This is a genomic window from Streptomyces sp. NBC_01257 (assembly GCF_035917255.1).
Taxonomy (GTDB): Bacteria; Actinomycetota; Actinomycetes; order Streptomycetales; family Streptomycetaceae; genus Streptomyces.
In genome coordinates, this window is record NZ_CP108472.1 from 846,804 (window position 1) to 867,011 (window position 20,208).

Below are 20,208 nucleotides of genomic sequence, written 5' to 3' on the forward strand. Positions count from 1 at the left end.
TGACGGCTGATCGCTGGGGTGTGCGGCATGTCCGGACCGGGGGAACCGCCGCGCGCGGGGCGGCTGTCGCTGCAGCTGCTCGGCGGGTTCGCCGCCGAGCGTGACGACGGGGTGGTCATCGCGCGCCGCTGGCGCCGCAGCACCGCGCGGACCCTGGTCAAGCTGCTCGCCGTCGCTCCGGGGCTGCGGCGCCACCGCGAGCAGGTGATGGACCTGCTGTGGCCCGACGCCCCGATGGAGACGGCGGTCCGCAACCTGCGGGTCACGCTGCACGCCGCCCGGCACTCCCTGGAACCCGAACTGGCACCGCGGGCCCCGTCCTCCTACCTGGTGGCCGAAGGCCATCTGCTGCTCCTGTCACCGGAACGGGTCCGCGTCGACGCGGACGAGGCGGAGGACGCCGCCCGTGCCGCGCTCGTCACCCGGGACGCCGACGCGCTCGGGGCGGCGCTCGCCCCGCTGGAGCGGGAGCTGCTGCCCGAGGACCGGTTCGCCGAGTGGGCCGGCGAACGACGCCGCCGGCTGGAGGTGCTGCGCGAACAGCTCGTACCGGCCCTGGCCGGGCGGCTGTTGGCGTCGGACCGCACCGATGACGCGGTGGCCGTCCTGCGCCGTGCGGTGGACCGCTCCCCCGCCGACGAGATCCTCCATCTGCTGCTGGCCCGCATCTGGTGCGATCTGGGCCGGCCGCGCCAGGCCATCCGCCAGTACCACGCCTGCCGCGAGGCGCTGGACGACGAGTTGGGGGTGCGGCCGGGGGCCGAGCTGGAGGCGCTGCACCGCACGGCGCTGGCGGCGCTGGACGCCCTGGGTGCCCCGCCGCCGTCCCGGGGGACAGCGGAGCCCGCCGCCCTGCCGCCCGCCATCCGCAGGCCCGAACGGTTCCCGCTGTTCGGCCGGGAGCGGCCACTGGACCTGCTCACCGGACACGCGACGGCGGCCGGGGACGGCGCCCCGTTCGTCGTGGTGCGCGGCGAGGCGGGCATCGGCAAGACGCGGCTGGTCGCGGAGGCGGCCCGGCGTGCGGCAGCACAGGGCGTGTGCGTGCTGTGGGGTACCGGCCACGAGGCCGAGGGGCAGACCCCGTACGGGGTGTTCGCGGACGCGCTCGACGGGCATCTGGCCGGGTGCGACGCCGAGGAGCGGTCCCGGGTGAGTGCCGAACACATCGGGCTCGCCGCCCTGTTGCCGTCCCTGGGCGGCGGACCGCCCGCCGCCGCCAGCCCGGAGGAGGAACGCGCCCGGCTGTTCCGTGCCGTCGCCGGGGTACTCACCGACCTCGCGGCGTCCCGGCCCGTCCTGGTCGTGCTGGACGACCTGCACGCGGCCGACCCCGGCTCGCTCGGGCTGCTCCATCACCTGGTGCGGACCACCCAGGCCAGGCGGTGGCGGTTCATCGCCACCTTCCGTGACGACGGCCTGGAACCCGACGACGCACGACGGCAGATACTCGACGGCATCCTGCGGCAGCGGATGGCCGTGGAGATCGACCTCCTGCGTCTGAGCCGCGCCGACTGCGCGGCGCTCGCGGCTGCGGCCGGGGCGAAGGGCCCGCGCACCGGTTCCCGCATCTTCCGCCTGTCCCTCGGGAACCCGCTGTTCGCGATCGAGCTGACCAGCAGTCCCGAGCCCGACCTGGAACGGATGGGACCGTGGCGCGGCACGACCGCCGAACCGGCCGGGGACGCCGTGCCGGACAGCATCCGCCGGCTGGTCGGCGGCCGGCTCGCCCGGCTCCCCGCACAGGCGCGGCGCGTCCTCGCCGCACTGTCCGTGGCGGGCGGGGCGGCCGTGCCGCTCACCGAACTGGAGGCCGTCGCGGCCGGCGGACTGCATCCGCCGGTGGACGCGGCGGCCGTCACGGCGGCGCTCGACACCGCGGCCCTGTCCGGGATCGTGGAGGAACGTGACGTCGTCGTCGGGGGCCGGCCGGTGCTCGGCCACGCCTTCCGCCATCCGCTGGTGCGGCTGGCGTGCGCGGACGGGCTGAGCCGGGCGGCGCGGCGGCGGCTCCACCAGGCGTACGCGGACACGGTGCTGCGGCTGCGCCCCGAAGCGGTGGACATGATCGCCTTCCATCTCACGGTCGCCGGTGATGTGCGCGCGCCCGGTTTCCTGCGCGCGGCCGCCGACCGGGCCGCCGCCCTGTTCGCCAACGACAGCGCCTGCGACTACTACCGGGAGCTGGTCGCGCAGCTCGAACCGGCGGACCCGACGGCTGCCGCCGAGGCCCGCCTCGCCTGGGGTGAGGTACTGCGGCGCGCCGCCCGCTATCCGGAGGCGGAGGAGGTGCTGCGGCGGGCCCTGGCGGAGCTCGTACGCGACGGCGGTCATCCGGCGGCGCTGCGCGCCGCGACCTGCCTGGCCGAGGTGCTCGGCCGGGCCGGGCGCCCCGTCGAGGGGCTCGACGTGCTGCGTTCCGCCCGGGTGCACAGCCGGTCGGCCGCGGCCGACCGGGCGGCCCGGCACCTGGCCGTCGGCGCGCTCGGCTTCCAGACGGGTCGCTACCCGGACGCGATGGCGGCGCTGCACCGCGCGGAGCTGGAGACCGCCCGGATGACGGACTCCGCCCGGCTGCCGCTCCTGTCCCGGCTGTGCACGATCCGGGCGGCCTGTCTGCTGGTCTCCGGGCACCTCCGCGAGAGCCGCGAGGCCGCCGAGGAGGCGCTGCGCACGGCCGAGCGCGCCGACGACGCGGCACTCGTCTCCAGTGCGCTGTCCGTCGTCGGCGAACTGGCCCGCAGGGAAGGGAGGTGGGAGGCGGCCCGGGAGTGTGCGCGGCGTGCGGTGTCGATGGCCCGGCGCACCGGCGACCCGACCGTCCTCGCCTTCGACCGGAGCAACCTCGCCGGTGCCGAACTGCTCGCGGGCGACCACGAGCGGGCTGCCGCGCTGGCGGCAGCGGCGGTCCGTCTCGCCCGTTCGCTCGGCTCCTCCTGGGCGCTGCCGTACGCGTTGGTGGGCCTGGCGGAGGTCGAGTTGAGGCGCGGCCGGCTCGACGGGGCGGAGGCGGCGCTGCGGGAGTGCGGTGAGGCGATGGCACCGGCGCCGGACCCGCAGGTCCGGGACGGCATGCGCAGGCTGGCGGACGAACTCGCCCTGGTCCGCGCCGCGCGGGGGGCCACACCGCCGGCGCGGTAATGCCCGGGTAACAGCACCTGCCTACCGTCCTGGCCAGTCCCGGAACCCCGGGGTGTGCGTGCCCGTGTCTCCCGTCGAGGAAGAACCGCCCATGTGTGCTGTCTCGTTGCCCGCATCGCCAGGCCCGGACGACGCGGTCCGTGCCGTCGTCGACGCGGGCGGCGAACCGTGGGACCGGATCCTCGGACTGCTGGAGCGGCGCTGCCGTGACCTGCCGGCGGGCAGTGTCCTGGAACTGCACAGCGCCAATCCCCTGGTCCGGGCCTCGCTGCACGCCTGGTGCCGGCTCACCGGCTCCAGGCTCCTCGGCGAGGAGGCGACGGGCGAGCGCAGTGCTTACCGCATCGCGCTGCCGTCCCCCGCGCCGGGCACGCCGCATCCGTCCCCCCTCCAGAACCCGGAGTCCTCATGAGACCTCTCGCCCGCGCCAGAATCGTGGCGGCACTCGCCGTCGCCGCACTGTGCTCACCGACGCTCGTGCCGTCGGCGGCCGCAGGCCCCGTGTCCGTGCCCTCGTCGAACGCCTCGGGAAAGGCCGGGCACCGGACCGTCACGCTCATCACGGGTGACCGGGTGACGGTCACCACCACCCCGGACGGCAGGAAGTCGTACAGCGCGGTTCCGGCGGCCGGTTCGCGGCCGGGGACCGTCCTGATGCGGACGGACATCGACGGCGACGCGTACTTCTACCCGAGCGACGTCATCGGCAAGGTCGGCTCGGTGCTGGACCCGCAGCTGTTCAACGTCGACGGTCTGGTCCGCGACGGCTACGACGACGCCCGCGTCGGATCGCTCCCGCTGATCGTGCGGCGGACCGGTGCCGCCCGGCCGCAGGCCCTGACCGCCGGCGGACTGCTGCCCGCCAAGCGGGACTTCCGCTCGCTGAAGGCCAGCACGGCGGTGCTGGACAAGGACGACGCGTCCGAGGTCGGTGACGCCCTGGGTGCCAAGGGCGCGATCGAGGGCGTGCAGAGCATCTGGCTCGACGGCAGGGTCCACGCCGACGCCCTGGACCGCAACCTCACGCAGATAGGCGCCGACACGGCCTGGCAGTCCGGCCGGACGGGCAAGGGCGTGAAGGTGGCCGTGCTGGACACCGGCGCGGACCGGACACACGCCGACCTCGTGGGCCGGATCAGTGAGTCCAAGGACTTCTCGGGCACCGGCAACACGCTCGACAAGGTGGGCCACGGCACCCATGTGGCGGCGACCGTCGCGGGCAGCGGGGCCGGTGCGCCGGGAGTGCGCTCGGGTGTCGCCCCGGACGCGGACCTGATCGTCGGCAAGGTGCTCGGCGACGACGGTTCCGGTTCCGACTCGCAGGTCATCGCCGGGATGGAGTGGGCCGTCGCGCAGGGCGCGAAGGTCGTCAACATGTCGCTGGGCAGCGGCCCGACGAACGGCATGGACCCGGTCACCCAGTCGCTGGAGGCACTGGCCACCTCATCCGGCACGCTGTTCGTCGTGTCGGCGGGCAACACCGGGCCGAACATCGGCACGGTGTCCGCGCCGTCGATCGCCCCGCACGCCCTGTCCGTCGCCGCGGTGGACTTCGCCGGCGGCACCGCCTCGTTCTCCAGCCGCGGACCGTCGATGAACGGCACGGTGAAGCCGGAGATCGCCGCCCCCGGTGTCAACGTCGTGGCGGCCCGCGCCACGGGTACGAACATCGGGACGCCGCAGGCCGATCCCGCCTACACCGCGCTGAGCGGTACGTCGATGGCCGCCCCGCACATCACGGGCGCCGCCGCCGACCTGGCCCAGGAGCACCCCGACTGGACCGCCGACCAGCTGAAGCACACCCTGATGGGCACCACGACGGCCCCGCAGGCCGGTCAGACGATGTATGACGTCGGCACCGGCGTGGTGAACCTCCCCGCGGCGCTGAAGCAGTCCGTGGTGGCCGACACCGGCGCCGTGGACTTCGGCCGGCTCGACGTGTCGGACGGCACCGCGACCCGTACCGTGAAGCTCACCAACACGGCGGACGCCCCGGTCACCCTCGCCCTCAAGGGCTCGCTGGCGGCGACGGGTTCGACCCCGCCCGCCGGTCTGCTGAAGCTGTCGGCCTCCGTGGTCACCCTGGCGGCGGGCGAGTCCACCGATGTGACCCTGACCGTCGACACGGCGGGCACCCCGACCGGTACGTACACCGGCGGTCTGACGGCCGTGCCGTCCGGCGGCGGCCAGGAGCTGCGCATCCCGTTGCTGCTGGACCGGGCGCAGACCCTCAAGGTCACCACGCTCGACCGCGCGGGCAAGCCGGCGGCCGCCCAGATCTCCCTCCTCAACGCGGACAACGGTGCCGCGCTGAACGCGGAGGTCCGGGCGGAGGGAACCCGTGACCTCCGGGTCCCGGAGGGCCGGTACATGGGTCTGGCCATGATCGCGATGACCATCGACGGTGTGTACCAGATCGCGATCGTCAGCGCCGACCTCGCGCCCGGTGCCGACGAGATCGTCTTCGACGCCCGCAAGGCGCGCCGCTGGACGGCGTCCATGGAGGGCAAGGAGACCCGGCCGGAGTTCATGGCGGGCAATCTGACGCGCACGACGGACGACGGACAGTTCGGCATCCGGCACAGCATGCTGGCCGGCGGCGCCTACGGGGCCTTCGGCCGGGACGCGCTGTGGATCACCCCGACGACCGGATCCCACCTGGGCAAGGTCGCGTTCAACGAGCGCTGGCGGCTGGCCGACGCGGACAGCGACATCACCGTGGGCGACACGACGGCCCTCTACGACGCGGCCTACGCCCAGGACGACGTCAGCGACAACCCCGAGCGGCGGCTGACGCGCGGCGAGGTCAAGAAGTTCGCCAAGGTCCGCATCACGTACCGGGGCATGAACGAGAAGCTGCGGTACCAGGAGGGCAGCACGGTCTACGGCACCGGGCTCGAAGGACTGAACGTCTCCTCGCCGTCCTACCTGACCGTTCCCCGTCAGCGCACCGAGTACATCCAGGCCGAGGACCGGATCTGGCTGCGGTTCACGTACCGCAACGTCAGCGGTGTGCAGATGGACTACGCGCCCCTCCAGTACACCTACCGTCCGGGCAGCTCCACGCAGGACACCTGGTTCACCGGACCGTTCTCCGTGCGCGCCACCGGGCAGGCCACCGGTGCCCGGCTCCAGCTCAGGCTGGACGACAACGTCAATCCGAAGGGACTCGTCGGCGAGTACACCGACTTCAACATTCCGCAGCGCTTCCAGGCCACGACGCAGCTCTATCGCAACGGCACGCTCGTCGCCGACAAGACCTCGATGATCGACAAGACGTTCGAGGACGCCGGAAAGGCCTCGTACGAGCTGCGGCGCGGATTCACCTCCGCGGGCATCTTCCCGATGGGTGGGGAGGGGACCGCCAGGTGGACCTTCACGGCGGGCGGAACGGGTGAGACGGCGACGCCGGTGAACCTGCTCAACGTGTCGTTCGACGCGCCGCTGAACGAGCTCAACCAGGCGCGTGCCCGGCTTCCCCTTCTCGTGAAGGCCGATGTCACGGGCGCGGTGGGCGGCCTGAGCAAGGTGCGTGCCTGGGTCACGTCCGACAACGGAAAGACCTGGAAGCAGGTCCTGGTCCTGCGACTGCACGACGGCGAGTACCGCTTCCTCGCACCGCACACGGCACTGGTCAAGGGCGGCTTCCTCGGCCTCCGGGTGACGGCCGAGGACCGGCAGGGCAATACCGTGGAGTCGGCCCTCCCCCGGGCCGTCCCGGTCGTCTGATCCGGCCGCCGGTAATGCCTCGGTAACGGGCGGTTGGTAGACCGTCCTCGTGCGGAGGACGGCGGCTGGTCGCCGCCGTCCGTGGTGCCACCGTTCCCGTGGGGGGTGACGGTGGCACCGCCGCGTTCAGCCCCGGCCGAGTGCGGCCGCGAGTTCCGGTCCGTCGGGAGGGCTGGCACCGGCCCGGGACACGGTCACGGCCGCTGATGCCGCCGCGTGCCGCAGGACGTCGGCCACGGTGGCCCGGTCCAGTGACCGCAGCCGCTCCCGGCCGGCCGGCCCGAGCAGCCCGTGGGCGGCGAGCGCGTGCAGGGTGCCGGACATGAAGGCGTCCCCCGCTCCCACCGTGTCGGCCGTCTCGACCGGCAGCGCCTCGACGGCCACCTGCCCGTCGGGCAGGACGGCGAAGGCGCCGTCCCCGCCCCGGGTGACGAGGACGACGGCCGGGCCGGTGGCCCGCCACCGCTCCGCGACCTTCGCGGGATCCTGGCCCGGATACAGCCACTCCAGGTCCTCGTCACTCGCCTTGACGACATCGCTGAGCGCCACACAGAGCTCGACCCTGCGCACGGCGGCCTCGTGTTCCCCCATCAGCTCCGGCCGCACATTGGGGTCGTAGCTGACCGTCGCGGCGGACCGCAGCGATTCGACGGCGGCGAGGACCGTGGCCGCACCGGGTTCCGTCACCGCGGCGATCGATCCGGTGTGCACGTGGGCGGGCGCCCGCTCCAGGGCGACCGGGCCGAGCGTCCAGGCGATCTCGAACCTGTACGTGGCCCGGCCCGCCCCGTCCAGCGTCACGGCTGCGGACGGGGTGGGCGCGGTGGAGCCGTCCGTACGGACGTCGACCCCGGCGCCGGTCAGGTGGTCCCGGATCAGCCGCCCGTTCCCGTCCGCACCGAGCTGGGTGAGGAGGGTCGCGCCGTGCCCGAGTCTGGCCAGGCCGTACGCGACGTTGGCCGGGCTGCCGCCCGGGTGGACCCGGTCGGCCGCACCCGGCAGCCGGACGATGTCGGCGACACATTCACCGATGACCAGCAGGTCGAGTCTGTCGAGCATGGGCGTGAGCTCTCCTGGAGTGCGGTGACGTGTACGCAGCCGCCGTCGAGGTGCGCGAACGGCCCGCGGACACATGGAGTTCCGATCCTGCCGCATGTCAGGCGGGCACCGCTCGCACCCGGCCGGGCGCTACGCCTCCAGCGCGTCGGCCACCAGGCCGAGGAACCGCGCATGGGCCCGGGCGCTGCACACCGGCTCGGGGTTCCACGGCACCACGCGCGCGGAGCGCTCGACCGACGCCCAGTGCTCGTTGCCGCGGAGCTCGTCCAGCGGGGTGGCGTTGGCCCGGATGTCGGCGAGCACCACGGCCGGGCGCAGGGCCGCGGCCTGGCCCCAGCCGACCGTGGACCAGTTGGCCCCCGGCCCGTCGGCGGGTTCCACCAGGCCGACGCCGAGCTCGGCCAGCACCCGCAGTTCCGGCCACATGCGGGGGCGGGCCAGGTGCGTCTCCTCCTGGCCGGCCGGGGACAGGGCCAGGACCCTCGTGGGGCCGGGCCCCGCGGTGAGGGCACGCAACCGGTCGCGGGCGGCGTCCAGTTCCCGCGTGGCCGCCGCGGGCTCCTCGGCGCCGAGGGAGCGCGCCAGCCCGGCGAAGCGGTCACCGATCTCGGCGAGGGTGCGCGCCTGGCCGACGTCGATGACGACGACCGGGACGTGCCCCTCCAGATGTTTGGCGGTCTCCGGGTCGAGCCCGTAGACCTGACCGCCGCCGTAGCTGACGGCCACCACGAGGTCCGGCTCACCCCTCAGCAGGGTGTCCACGTCCAGCGCGGGGCCCGCCCCGACGTACGCGGTCCCGTCCAGGGGCAGCGAACCGGTCTTCGCCACGTCCGGCACCACCGGATCGTCGTGCCCGGAGCCGAATATCGCGCTCGGGCGGATGCCGTGATCCCATAACGTCGCACCGGCCTGGACATAGGCGAGCACCCGCTCCGGGCGCTGCCCGGCGGTCGACACCTGTCCGCGGTCGTCGGAGAATTGCCACACGGTCGGCTCACTCACGTCATACACCTCTCACCACCGGCTGTCCGCCCCCCGTCACGGTCTCGTCCAGGACTACCTGCCCAGCGGGACCGCGCGGCACCCCCGGTGCCGGCGACGGGCTACAGGTCCGCCGCCGTGGAGCGCACCAGGTAGGTGACGGGTCCGGGGTCGGGGACCGTGATCTCCGTGAAGCCGAGCCGGTCGTAGAAGGCCCTGGCTGGGGTGTTGGCGGTGAGCATGGACAGGTGAACACCCTTGACACCCTCGGCGTTCAGGGCCGCGAGGAAGGTGCGCATCAGCTCCCTCCCGTACCCCCTGCGCTGCCAGTCGGGCAGCAGGTCGATGTGCAAGTGGGCCGGGTGGTCCGCGAGTTCGGGCAGGATCATCCGCTCCGGGTGGTGCAGGAGGCCGATCATCTCGTCGCTGGGACTGCGTGGCGGCCCGTCCGGCCGCGGGTAGCGGTCCTCGACCAGCGGCAGCCAGCGGGTGCGGAACTCCGTCACGAACCGCGGGGTGTCGGCGGTGCCGAGGATGTAACCGACCGCCCGGCCGGTCCCGTCGTCGAGGACGAAGGCCAGGCCGGGTTCGAGGTGGGCGTAGGGCGCGGCGAAGATCGCCGGCATCAGCTCGTGGTCCGGGTACAGGTGCCGGGAGTCGCCGCCGTTGTCGGCCGTGCGGACGCAGATGTCGGCGAGGGCGGCACGGTCGTCCGGGTGATAGGCCCGTGGGCCGGGAAACAGGGTCACCGGCTCATCCTGCCGACCGTGAGAGCGCTCCCACAAGACGGCGCGGCAAAGAGGTCACCGCCGCGCACCCCGGCCGGCCGGGCCGTCAGCCGTTGACGGCGGTCAGCAGCACCGCGGCGTCCTCCAGGGCGAGCAGCCCGTGCCGCTCCTGCGGGATCGGGTACAGCTGTCCGGCCGCGAGTTCCACGTCGCCGGAGTCGGCGGTGAGCCGGACCGTGCCGCGCAGCACTTGGAGGGAGGCGGCGGGCGGGGCGTTGTGCTCGTCGAGTGCGCGGCCCGAGGCCAGCGCGATGACGGTCTGGCGCAGCGGCTCCTCGTGCAGGAGGAGGTGGGCGCTGCGGCCGTGCGGGGAGGTGCGGGCCGCGGCCAGGTGCTCGTCGGCCAGGGCATTCAGATCGTTCGGAGCGTCCATATGCCCCACTGTGCCGCAGCCCTCGTTCCCCCGCGATCCTGCCGGGCCCGGCCGTGCGTCACGCACGGCCGGGTCCGTCCACAGGTGCGTCCCGGGTCCGCCGGTCAGGCGCGCAGCCAGACCGCGGTGTCCTGCGGCAGCCTCCCCGCGTCGTCGAGGGGGCCACTGGTGAGGAGGACCGCGGTGTGCGGGGGCAGGGCGGCGGCCTCGGCGGCCAGGTTGACGACGCAGACGAGTCCGTCGGTGCGGGTGAAGGCGAGCACGCCGGGCGCGGCGTCCAGCCAGGTCAGCCGGTCGATCCCGGGCTCCCCCGCCGTTTCGAAGCCCGGCTCGGTGCGGCGCAGCCGCAGGGCCTCGCGGTACAGGCTGAGCATCGAGTCCGGGTCTCCTTCCTGGAGGTCGGCGGCGTACGAGGCCCAGCCGTCGGGCTGCGGGAGCCAGGGTTCGGCGGTGCCCCCGAACCCTGCGTACGGTTCCGCCGCCGCCCAGGGCAGCGGGACCCGGCAGCCGTCGCGGCCCGGGTCGGCGCCGCCCTTGCGGAAGTGCATCGGGTCCTGGATGCGGTCCAGCGGGATGTCGGCCTCCGGCAGTCCGAGCTCCTCGCCCTGGTAGAGGTAGGCGGCGCCGGGCAGGGCCAGTGAGAGGAGGGCCGCGGCGCGGGCTCGGCGGGTGCCGAGGGCCAGGTCCGTGGGCGTCCCGAAGGTCTTCGCGGCGAAGTCGAAGCCGGTTTCCGCGCGGCCGTAGCGGGTGACGGTGCGGGTCACGTCGTGGTTGCACAGGACCCAGGTGGCCGGTGCGCCGACCGAGGCGTGTTCCGCGAGGGTGTCGTCGATCGCGGTGCGCAGCAGTGCGGCGTCCCAGGGGCAGGCCAGGAAGTTGAAGTTGAAGGCGGTGTGCAGTTCGTCGGGGCGCAGGTAGCGGGCGAACCGCTCGGTGTCCGGGAGCCACACCTCGCCGACGAAGATGCCGTCGTACTCGTCGGCTATCGCCCGCCAGGAGCGGTAGATCCCGTGCAGTTCGTCGCGGTCGACGAAGGGGTGCGGGTCGCTGCCGTGGACGAAGTCGGGCAGGTCGGGGTCCTTGGCGAGCAGGGCGGCGGAGTCGATCCGTACGCCGGAGACGCCGCGCTCGAACCAGAAGCGCAGGACGTCCTCGTGCTCCTGGCGGACCGCGGGGTGTGCCCAGTTGAGGTCGGGCTGCTGGGTGGCGAAGAGGTGGAGGTACCACTCGCCGTCGTCCAGCCGGGTCCACGGGGTGCCGCCGAATTCGGAGACCCAGTCGTTGGGCGGGATCTCGCCGTCGGCGCCGCGCCCGGTGCGGAAGTGGAAGAGGTCGCGCTCGGGGCTGCCGGAGCCGGCTTCGAGGGCGGCCCGGAACCAGGCGTGCTGGTCGGACACATGGTTGGGAACGACGTCGATGATGGTGCGGATGCCCAGTTCGCGGGCCTCGGCGATCAGCTTCTCGGCTTCGGCGAGGGTGCCGAACGCGGGGTCGATGCTGCGGTAGTCGGCCACGTCGTAACCGCCGTCGGCGAGCGGCGAGAGGTACCAGGGGGTGAACCAGAGTGCGTCCACGCCCAGTTCGACGAGATAGGGCAGTCTCGCCCGGACCCCCGCGAGGTCGCCGGTGCCGTCACCGTCGCCATCGGCGAAGCTGCGTACATAGATCTGGTAGATGGCGGCGTCTCGCCACCAGGTCGCGGTGGCCTCGGACGGACGGTTGGCTGCCACGTGGCGTTCCTTTCGGGCAGGTGGGACTCCGCCGCCGGCCCGGCGAGCGGGGCAGGATGGGAGAGCCGGCGGCGGAGTGCTGAGGGGAAGGCGGCCGGACGGGGCCCCGGCCGGGCGGGGGCGCGGTCCGGGAGGGGGTTACCCCTTGAGGCCGCCCGCGGTCAGACCGTTCATGATGTTGCGCTGGAAGAGCAGGAAGATGAGCAGCGTCGGGATGGACGCGATGGTGAGCGCCGCGATGAGGACGTTCTCCGGTACGCCGCTGGCCAGTGAGTAGATGCCCACGTTGAGCGTCTGCTTGCTCGGGTCGGGCAGCGTGAGCATCGGCCAGAGGAAGTCCTTCCACACCCCCACGACGGCGAAGATGGAGACGACGCCGAGGATCGGCCGGGAGATCGGCAGGACGATCGAGCGCAGCGTGCGCAGGGGCGACGCTCCGTCGATGGCCGCGGCGTCCAGGAGCTCACGTGGGATGGAGTCGAAGAACCGCTTCAGCAGGAAGATGTTGAAGGCGTTGGTGACCGACGGGAGCCAGATCGCCCAGGGCGAGTTGACGAGGTTGCGCTGGAAGATCGGGACGTCCAGGACCGTGAGGTACTGGGGTACGACGAGCACGGTGGCCGGGATCATCAGGGTGGCCAGCATCATGCCGAGGATGACCTTGCCGAAGACCGGTCGCAGCTTGGACAGCGAGTAGGCGGCCGCGACGTCGAAGACCAGCTGGAAGGCGAGCGCGCCGAAGGCGTAGTACAGGGTGTTGAACAGCAGCTTGGACAGGTCCATCACGGTCCAGGCCTGGCTGTAGTTCTCCGTGTGGAGCGAGCTGGGGAAGGCCGTGGGCGGGCTCTGCACGACTTCCTGGGTGGTCTTGAGTCCGCCGGTGACCATCCAGTACAGCGGCCCGAGGAAGACCACCGTGAAGAGGATGATCACCAGGGCGAAGACGATCCAGTAGAAGGCCTTGCCGCGGGGCCGGCCGAGCTGGGCCGGTGAGATGAGGGTCCGCTGGCGCCCGAGGGCGGCCGCGCGTCCGGCCCTGCGCCGTTCCGCTCTGCGCCCCTCGCTCCCGCGCCGGGAGACTAGCGTGTTCGATGCCATGGTCGTGCTCCCGTCCTAGTCTTCGCTGCTGCGGCTCAGTCGTACGTACACCGCGGAGAATCCCGCGAGGACGACGAGCAGGACGAGGCCGAGTGCCGCCGCGCTGCCGTAGTTGTTGAAGTTGAAGGCGTACTGGTAGATGAGGTAGACGACGGTGGTGGTGGAACCCTCCGGGCCGGCGCCGTTGGTGAGCAGGAACGGCTCGGTGAAGACCTGCATCGTCGCGATGACCTGCATGAGCAGGAGCAGCGAGAGGATGAGCCGGGTCTGCGGGATGGTGACGTGCCAGACCTTGCGCAGCAGCCCCGCGCCGTCCAGCTCCGCCGCCTCGTACAGCTCTCCGGGGATGCCCTGGAGCGCGGCCAGGTAGATCAGGGTGGCGCCGCCCATGTTCATCCAGGTCGCCGCGATGACGACCGAGAGCATGGCGGTGTCGGTGTCCTGGAGCCACTGCTGTGCGGGCAGGTGGAAGATCTCCAGGATGCGGTTGAAGAGGCCGTACCCGGGGTCGTAGAAGTACTTGAAGAGCAGTACGGAGGCGACCGGCGGCAGCATCACGGGGAGGTAGACGAGCAGCCGCAGATAGCCCTGTCCGTGCCGGAACTCGTTGAGCACGACGGCGACGACGAACGGGACGACGAAGCCGAGCAGCAGCGCGAGCACGGTGAACAGGACGGTGTTGCGCCAGGCCTGCCAGAACGCCGGGTCGTTGAAGACGTAGGTCAGGTTGGACCAGCCGGCCCAGGTGGTCTTGCCGTCCTCGGTCTTCTGGAAGGCCAGGATGAATTCCCTGACCATCGGGTACCAGGAGAAGAAGGAGAAGCAGAGCACCGCTCCGATGAGGAAGCCGTGGGCTGAGATGTTGCGGCGCACGGCACGCAGGAACTCCTCGCGGGCGGAGTCCCGGCGAGCCGGGCCTGAATGTCCTGGACGAGGCCTGGTCGCCTTGTGGGAGGACAGGGTAGGGGCCGACATGGTGTCTCCTATGTGCCGGTGAACTGAAGCGCAGTAGTCGGACGGGGCCGGAATGCGGGACCGGGTCCGCGTGACCCGGTCCCGCGCGTCCGTTACTGGTTCGCCAGAACCTGGTTGACCTGCTGCTCAGCGGTGGAGAGCAGCTTGTCGATGTCGGCGTCCTTGTTGGTCAGCACACCGGACATGGCGTTGTCGAGGATCTTGTAGATCTCCTGCGCCTTCGGCGGCTCGGCCTTGCCCTGGACGGGGTTGTCCATGAAGGCCTTGAAGTTCTCGATGGGCATCGAGGCGTTGGCGGCGCGTGCGGCGTCGTCCTTGGTCTTGGAGTCGTTGAGGAAGAAGTTCGGCTGCGGCAGGCCGACGGGGAGCTTGTCGGCCTTGGTGCGGGCCCAGTCGAACTGTCCCTTGCCCGGCGAGAGGTTCTTGAAGTTCAGCCAGGCGATGCCGGCCTTGATCTGGTCGGGCGAGCTGCCCTTCTTGATCAGGTAGTTGTTGCCGCCGAACAGCGTGCCCTTGGCGCCGGGGATCGGGCCCAGGCCGAAGGTCTCGTACTTGGCGCCGAGCTGCTGCACCATGTAGGCGATGTCGTCGGGGGCGGCGAGGAACATGCCCAGCTTGTCGCTGGCGATCTGCTTCTGGAGGTCGCCCCACTTGAGCAACTGGGTCTTGCCCATGCTGTCGTCCTCCCAGCGCATGTCGTGCAGCTGCTGGAGGACCTGCTTGCCCGAGGCGTCGTTGAAGGCCGCCTTCTTGCCGGAGGCGTCGACGACCTCTCCGCCGAGTCCGAACTGGGTGGCGGCGAAGTGCCAGCCGCCGTTGTTGCCGGCGCTGTACTCACCGTAGCCGGAGATGCCCTTGCCCAGGCCCGCGATCTTCTTGGCCGCGGCACGGACCTCGTCCCAGGTGGCCGGCGGCTTGTTCGGGTCCAGACCGGCCTGGGTGAACAGCGTCCGGTTGATCATCAGGCCCATGGTGTAGTTGCTGGTCGGCAGGCCGTAGAGCTTGCCGTCCTTGCGCGCCACGTCGACGACCTGGGGCTGGATGTCCTTGAGCGCGGGCACGGACTTCTCCGTGACGTACGCCGAGATGTCCTCGGCCCCGTCGTTGTCCAGCACCTGCTGGAGGTCGGAGAAGTACGCGTAGAAGACGTCGGGCTGCGACTTCCCCTTCAGCATCGCCGTGAAGCGGGGCGGCTCGTTGCACTGGCCGGGGGTGGACTTCCCGTTGATCGTGACGTTCGGGTACTTCTGGTTGAACGTCTTGATGTCCTCGTTCCACTCGCGCAGCTCCGCGGCCTTGGCCGCCGGCGGCATGCAGTCGATCGAGATCGTCACCTTCGCCTTCGGGTCGAGCGGGGCGGAAGGGTCGGACGATCCCTTCGACGCGCTGTTCGAGTCCTCGTCCTTGCTGCTGCTCGTGCCACAGGAGGCGAGCGAGGTCAGGGCAAGTGCGGTGACAAGGGCAGCCGCGGAGGCACGGCTGATACGGCGTGTGCGGCGCAACCCAGCACTTCTCATCGATGGTCCCCTTTGGGCATGAGCGTGGATGGCCCTCGGCCGACTCTCTGCCGGGGCGAGGCACACTCAACCAGCGTCGACATGTGAACGCAATATCTCGCGCAGTTTTCGTAAAAGTTTGACAGAGGTGTGCCGGGCCATGCCGTGCACCACAGAGACGCGCCGCCCGGGCTCCACGGAGCCGGGACGGCGCGTCAGGGTGGGTTCCGCACGGTTCGCGGTCCCGCGGCTGCACTGATCATGCAAACTTCGCACGTCGGGGCGCAAGGAATTTGCGCACCTCGGAACGCCGTCCGGCCGACCGGACGGCGCCCCCTGGGTGCGGTGCCTGTTACGGGTTGATGTTGATCTTCATGGTGGACGTCGTGTTCTTCACGTCCAGAGCGTTGCCGCTGAGCTTCAGGCCGTTGAAGGTCACCTCACCGACGGCGGGCCCCTGGCCGGCCTCGGGCATCTCGTTGGCCCACAGTCCGAAGCCGGACTTGGCATCGTAGGCGTCGCCGCTCTTGCGCGCGCCGGAGATCGAGATGTCCGTCAGGATCGTGTCCTTGATCGGGAACTGTGGCTGGCCTCCCACGTAGTTGGTCTGGAACATGATGCCGCTGTACGTCGGGTCGACGATGTCGACGTGGTTGATCCTGATGCCCTGGAAGACCTTGGAGGCGGAGAACAGCCAGATGCCGGGGAAAGTCTGCGAGCCCCAGAAATGGCCGCCTGAGCGGAGCACGGAGACGTTCTCGACCGTGGTCGGATCGGTCCCGAAGCCGTTCATCGGGTAGCCGAAGTCCAGCGAGCTGACCGTGATGCCGGAGTAGACCAGGGTGTCCGCGATCAGGATGTTGCGGAAGGTGTTGTTGTAGCCGCCGTAGACGGCGACGCCCGCGGCCCGCCAGGTCAGCAGCGAGGTGAGGTTCTCGTAGACGTTGTTCTTCATGTCCGCGCCGCCGGAGTCGATCGCCGAGAACAGCGCGAAGCTGTCGTCGCCGGTGGCCCGGGACTCGTTGTTGACGACGTGGTTGTCCGTCGAGCCGTTGGTCATGTTGATGCCGTCGGCGAACGTGTTCCGGATGCGGGAGTTCCTGATGGTGATGCTGTCGGTGTTGGCGCCCCAGTAGAGGCACACCTGGTGCTCGTTCCAGACGTTGTCGATCACGATGTCCGAGACGTTGGAGAAGTCGAACACCTTGCCGGGGCCGTCGATGCGCGAGGTGTAGTTCCCGAAGTACGCGAAGTTCGCGAACGACGAGCCCTTGGCGCTGGCCTCGGCGCGGAAGCCGTTGTCGGTGTTCTCCTGGCCGGAGGGTGCGAAGAACCTGGTGTACCAGGGACCCGCGCCGACGACCTTGACGGCCTTGCCGTAGACCTGGAACTTGCTCGCGGTCTGGTAGTCACCGGCCGGCAGGTAGACACCGACCAGCTTGCCCGTGGTGTCCATCCGGACCTTGTCCAGGGCGTTCTGGACGTCCTGGTGGGTGAACCCGGTGGGAACGGCGTAGGCGGCCGCGTCCGGGTTCGGGATCTGGGTCGCCTGCTCCAGGCTGACGAAGTCGATCGCGTACGTGCTGGTGTTCGCCGCGTCCTTCTGGAGCCGGATCTTGCTGCCGGCCGGCACGGTCTTGCCCAGCAGCATGTTCGCCTCGTCGTAGATGTGCCGCGGCGAACCCGAACCCGGGGAGTTGCCCGGACCGGTCTCGGCGCCGTACAGCCACGCGTACTTCGAGGTGAGGTCGATCGCCTTGAGGAAGGTGCCGTCCACGTAGACGTTCAGCTTCGAGTCGATGCCCCCGCCGCCCGCGGAGTCCGGGATGGAGAAGCGGGTCACCAGGGAGTTGGTGCTCGCCCTGGTGGTGAACTCGACGTAGTTGCCGGTGCTGTTGAGGGTGACGGCCTTACGGCCGGACGCCTCGCCCGCGACGTCGCCGACGGTCCTGTTCGGGCCGACGACCTGCGCGCCGCCACCGGTGACCCCGTCCTCCGCCTCGTACATGTCGTACGGCATGTTGGCGCCGCGTCCGACGAAGAGGGAGCTGGTGGTGGTGTTGTTCTCGCGCTTCACCGGCAGCTCGTTGGTGTCGTCGGCGATCACCGTCCTCACGGAGTACGAGCCGTTGACCGCCGTCCAGCTGCCCAGGCTCACCGGGGCGCTGGTCGCACCCGCGGCGATCGCCCCGGTGTAGGTGCCCGTGAGGGTCTTCACCGTGGCGCCCTTGGAGTCGAGCAGGGTCAGTGTGATCGCGTGGCCGCCGGCGGCTGACGCCACCGAGCCCTGGTTCTTGATGGCGACCGAGAAGGCGACGTTCTGCCCGGCGGACGGGGCCGACGGGGAGGTGCTGACCCCGGTGGAGACCAGGTCCGAGCTGGCGACGGGCTTCACGACGAGGCCGGTCGTGCTCGTGTAGGTGTTGTCGGTCTCGTTCTGCTCGATGACCTCGTTCGCCGGGTCGGCGACCGCGCTCAGTGCGTACGTGCCCGCGTCGCGCGGACCGATGTCGGCGCTGACCTGGGCGGAGGCCCCGCCCGCCAGTGCGCCCACGGACGCGGTGGCGACCTTGGAGCCGCCGAGCCGGAACTCGACCTTGCTCGCCGGTGCCGCGACCGAACCGCTGTTGCGCACCGTCGCGGTGAGCGTGACCGGGTCCGACTCGACGGGCGCGGCCGGGGCCGCCGTCACCGAGCTGACCTGGAGGTTCGGGTTGGGCGCCGGAGCACCCAGCACCTGGAACTCCGCGACCTGACCGGCGCCCGATCCGGTGTTGGAGTTGAACTTCAGCTGGACGTCGGCGACCCGGCCGCTGACCGGAATGGTCACCGTGTTGCCGCTGCCCGGGCTGAAGGCGTAGTCCTTGGCCGCGGCCAGGCTGGTGAACGCCGAGGCGCTCTGCTCCCGGCCGAGGACCTGGATGTTCTGGGTCCTGGCCCCCCAGCTGCTGTCCGGGTTGAGCTTGACGACGACGTTCTCGGTGTCGGCGTTGGCCCCCAGCTTCACGGTCAGGGTGTTCGGGTAGCTGCCCCCGGCGCCTTCCCAGTAGGTGGTCACGCTGTTGTCGTTGGCGTTCTCCGCGACGAACGTGTGGACCACGGACGAGGCGGTGATGGGCTTGCCGACCGCGAGGTTGGACGCCGAGCCCGTGCTGCCGTTACGCGTGACGGTGTTGCTGTCTCCCGAGACGTTGCCCGCAGCGTCCTTGGCCCGGACGGTGTACGAGACGGTGGTGCCGGCGGACTGGGTGTCGGTGTAGGTGGTGACATCGCCGGCCACGCTCTTGCGCAGCACGTTGTTGGCGTAGATGTCGTACCCGGTGACGCCCTTGTTGTCGGTGGACGCCTGCCAGACCAGCTTGATCTGACCGGCGGTCGCCTCGGTGAAGCTCAGGTTCGCCGGTGCGGTCGGCGCCTGGGTGTCGCCGCCGCTCCCGGTCCGGGTCACGGTGTTGCTGTTCGCCGAGGCGTTGCCCGCCGCGTCCTTGGCCCGGACGTAGTACGACACGGTGGAGCCGGCCGGACGGGTGTCGGTGAACGTGGTGACGTTGCCCGCCACGCTGGTGAGCAGCGCGTTGTCGGCGTAGATGTCGTAGCCGGTGACGGCCGTGTTGTCCGTCGACGCGTTCCAGGTCAGCTTGATCTGGCCGGTGGCCGGTTCGGTGAACGCCAGCTGCGAGGGTGCGGTCGGCGCCTGGGTGTCGCCCGACTCGGGCCCGTAGATCTCCAGCTCGGAGACCTGGGCGCCCGGCTGGACGGAGTTGGCGCTGACGAGCACGCGTACGTAGCGGGTGGTGGTGGCGTCGAAGGAGACCGTCGCCGTCTCACCCGCCGTGGGGCTGAAGGTGTACGCCTTGGGCTGCGTCACGTCGCTGAAGTCCGTGCCGTTGGTGCTGCTCTGGATCTTCAGCGTCTGGGTGCGGGTCTCCCAGCCGTCCGGCAGCCGCAGGACCACCCGGTCGACCCGCACCGAGGATCCGAGGTCGGCCTGGATCCACTGGGGCAGGGCGCCGTTGCGGCTCTCCCAGTAGCTGCCCGCGTTGCCGTCGTTGGCGTGGGCGGCGATGTACGTCTCGGTGTAGCTGCTGGCCGTGAGTGTGCGGCCGGCCGCGAGGTTCACCGACGACTCCGCCGCCGCGCGCACCTCGAGCTCGGCGAGCTGGCCGTTCTTCGCCGCGGTGTTCGCGGTGATGTTCGCCCGCACGAACCGGGCCCGGGTGGCGGGGACGGAGATCGTCACCTTGTTGGAGCTGCCCGGCGCGAAGGTGTAGGAGGCCGAGGTCTTCAGTGTGGTGAAGCTGGTGCCGTCGGCGCTGCCCTGGAGCGAGAGGGTCTGCCGGCGGCTCTTCCAGTCGGCGGGGAGCTTCAGGGTGACCTGGTCGATGCGGGTGACCTTGCCCAGGTCGCTCTGCACCCACTGGGGAAGGGAACTGCCCGACCCTTCCCAGTACGTCGACTGTTCTCCGTCGGCGATGTTCCCGGCGTCCCTGCCGCTGCCCTCGCTGCTCGCGGCCGTCCTGTGACCGGCGGCGATGTTGGGCCCGCCGGCCGCCGACGCGTTCAGCACCGGCCCGCCGACCATCAGCAGGCTCGTGGTGACGGCGGTGGAAAGGACCCGCCGTCTCCAGCGTTGCGTTCTCATATGTCCCCGATCTTCGGCCTCGGCGCAGGGGGCGCGGCCAAGGCGCGGCTCTGTCTGCGTACCTGCTGGGGCATGAATTCCTGCACCACCAGGATGGACTTTTGCGTTTTGCGGTCAGAGAGTTGCAGAGAATTGAGGGCGAGTCCACTGTTGCGGCAGAAGAAAGAAGCTAAACGGACTCCTTCATCCCGCCACA

General features: G+C 71.1%; 12 protein-coding genes. 3 read left to right on the forward strand and 9 right to left on the reverse strand.

All coding sequences use genetic code 11. The features are described from left to right. The first annotated feature begins 27 nt into the window (after positions 1–27). The 3 genes from OG408_RS03795 to OG408_RS03805 all read left to right on the forward strand — a co-directional run bounded on the left by OG408_RS03795 (position 28) and on the right by OG408_RS03805 (position 6,870). Positions 28–3,141, forward strand: a complete 3,114-nt coding sequence (locus OG408_RS03795) for an ATP-binding protein (RefSeq protein WP_326668189.1) — start codon at positions 28–30, stop codon at positions 3,139–3,141. A gap of 106 nt (positions 3,142–3,247) precedes the next feature. After that, entirely contained in the window at positions 3,248–3,553 is a 306-nt protein-coding gene (locus OG408_RS03800) for a sulfurtransferase TusA family protein (protein ID WP_285569381.1), read from the forward strand. Then, a complete protein-coding gene (locus OG408_RS03805) occupies positions 3,550–6,870 on the forward strand; it encodes a S8 family peptidase (RefSeq protein WP_326668192.1) in 3,321 nt (1,106 codons plus the stop codon). Before OG408_RS03800 ends, OG408_RS03805 begins: the two co-directional genes overlap by 4 nt. Before the next feature lie 126 nt (positions 6,871–6,996). Here the strand turns inward: OG408_RS03805 and OG408_RS03810 are convergent, their stop codons facing one another. From OG408_RS03810 to OG408_RS03850, 9 genes are all read right to left on the reverse strand, one after another. Then, the gene (locus OG408_RS03810; RefSeq protein WP_266786846.1) at positions 6,997–7,929 is read right to left on the reverse strand and encodes a carbohydrate kinase family protein; all 933 of its coding nucleotides are present in this window, start codon (positions 7,927–7,929) and stop codon (positions 6,997–6,999) included. A 129-nt stretch (positions 7,930–8,058) separates the two neighbouring features. Continuing rightward, positions 8,059–8,931 (reverse strand): ABC transporter substrate-binding protein, encoded by an 873-nt coding sequence (locus OG408_RS03815; protein WP_266786844.1) that lies wholly within the window; start codon positions 8,929–8,931, stop codon positions 8,059–8,061. Positions 8,932–9,032: 101 nt separating this feature from the next. Next, complete coding sequence (locus OG408_RS03820) at positions 9,033–9,659, reverse strand: GNAT family N-acetyltransferase (RefSeq protein WP_326668195.1); 627 nt, start codon at positions 9,657–9,659, stop codon at positions 9,033–9,035. A gap of 85 nt (positions 9,660–9,744) precedes the next feature. Further along, positions 9,745–10,071: a cupin gene (locus OG408_RS03825; RefSeq protein WP_266786840.1), complete on the reverse strand. Its 327-nt coding sequence runs from the start codon at positions 10,069–10,071 to the stop codon at positions 9,745–9,747. 104 nt (positions 10,072–10,175) lie between these two features. Continuing rightward, on the reverse strand, positions 10,176–11,801 hold the full coding sequence (locus OG408_RS03830; RefSeq protein ID WP_326668196.1) for a glycoside hydrolase family 13 protein: 1,626 nt from the start codon (positions 11,799–11,801) through the stop codon (positions 10,176–10,178). A gap of 138 nt (positions 11,802–11,939) precedes the next feature. After that, the gene (locus tag OG408_RS03835) at positions 11,940–12,899 is read right to left on the reverse strand and encodes a carbohydrate ABC transporter permease (protein WP_266786836.1); all 960 of its coding nucleotides are present in this window, start codon (positions 12,897–12,899) and stop codon (positions 11,940–11,942) included. 15 nt (positions 12,900–12,914) lie between these two features. Continuing rightward, positions 12,915–13,874 (reverse strand): carbohydrate ABC transporter permease, encoded by a 960-nt coding sequence (locus OG408_RS03840; RefSeq protein ID WP_266786834.1) that lies wholly within the window; start codon positions 13,872–13,874, stop codon positions 12,915–12,917. A gap of 92 nt (positions 13,875–13,966) precedes the next feature. Then, the gene (locus OG408_RS03845; protein ID WP_266786832.1) at positions 13,967–15,391 is read right to left on the reverse strand and encodes an extracellular solute-binding protein; all 1,425 of its coding nucleotides are present in this window, start codon (positions 15,389–15,391) and stop codon (positions 13,967–13,969) included. Between the two features lie 331 nt (positions 15,392–15,722). Continuing rightward, positions 15,723–20,012 (reverse strand): discoidin domain-containing protein, encoded by a 4,290-nt coding sequence (locus OG408_RS03850; RefSeq protein WP_326668200.1) that lies wholly within the window; start codon positions 20,010–20,012, stop codon positions 15,723–15,725. Between the last annotated feature and the right edge of the window lie 196 nt (positions 20,013–20,208).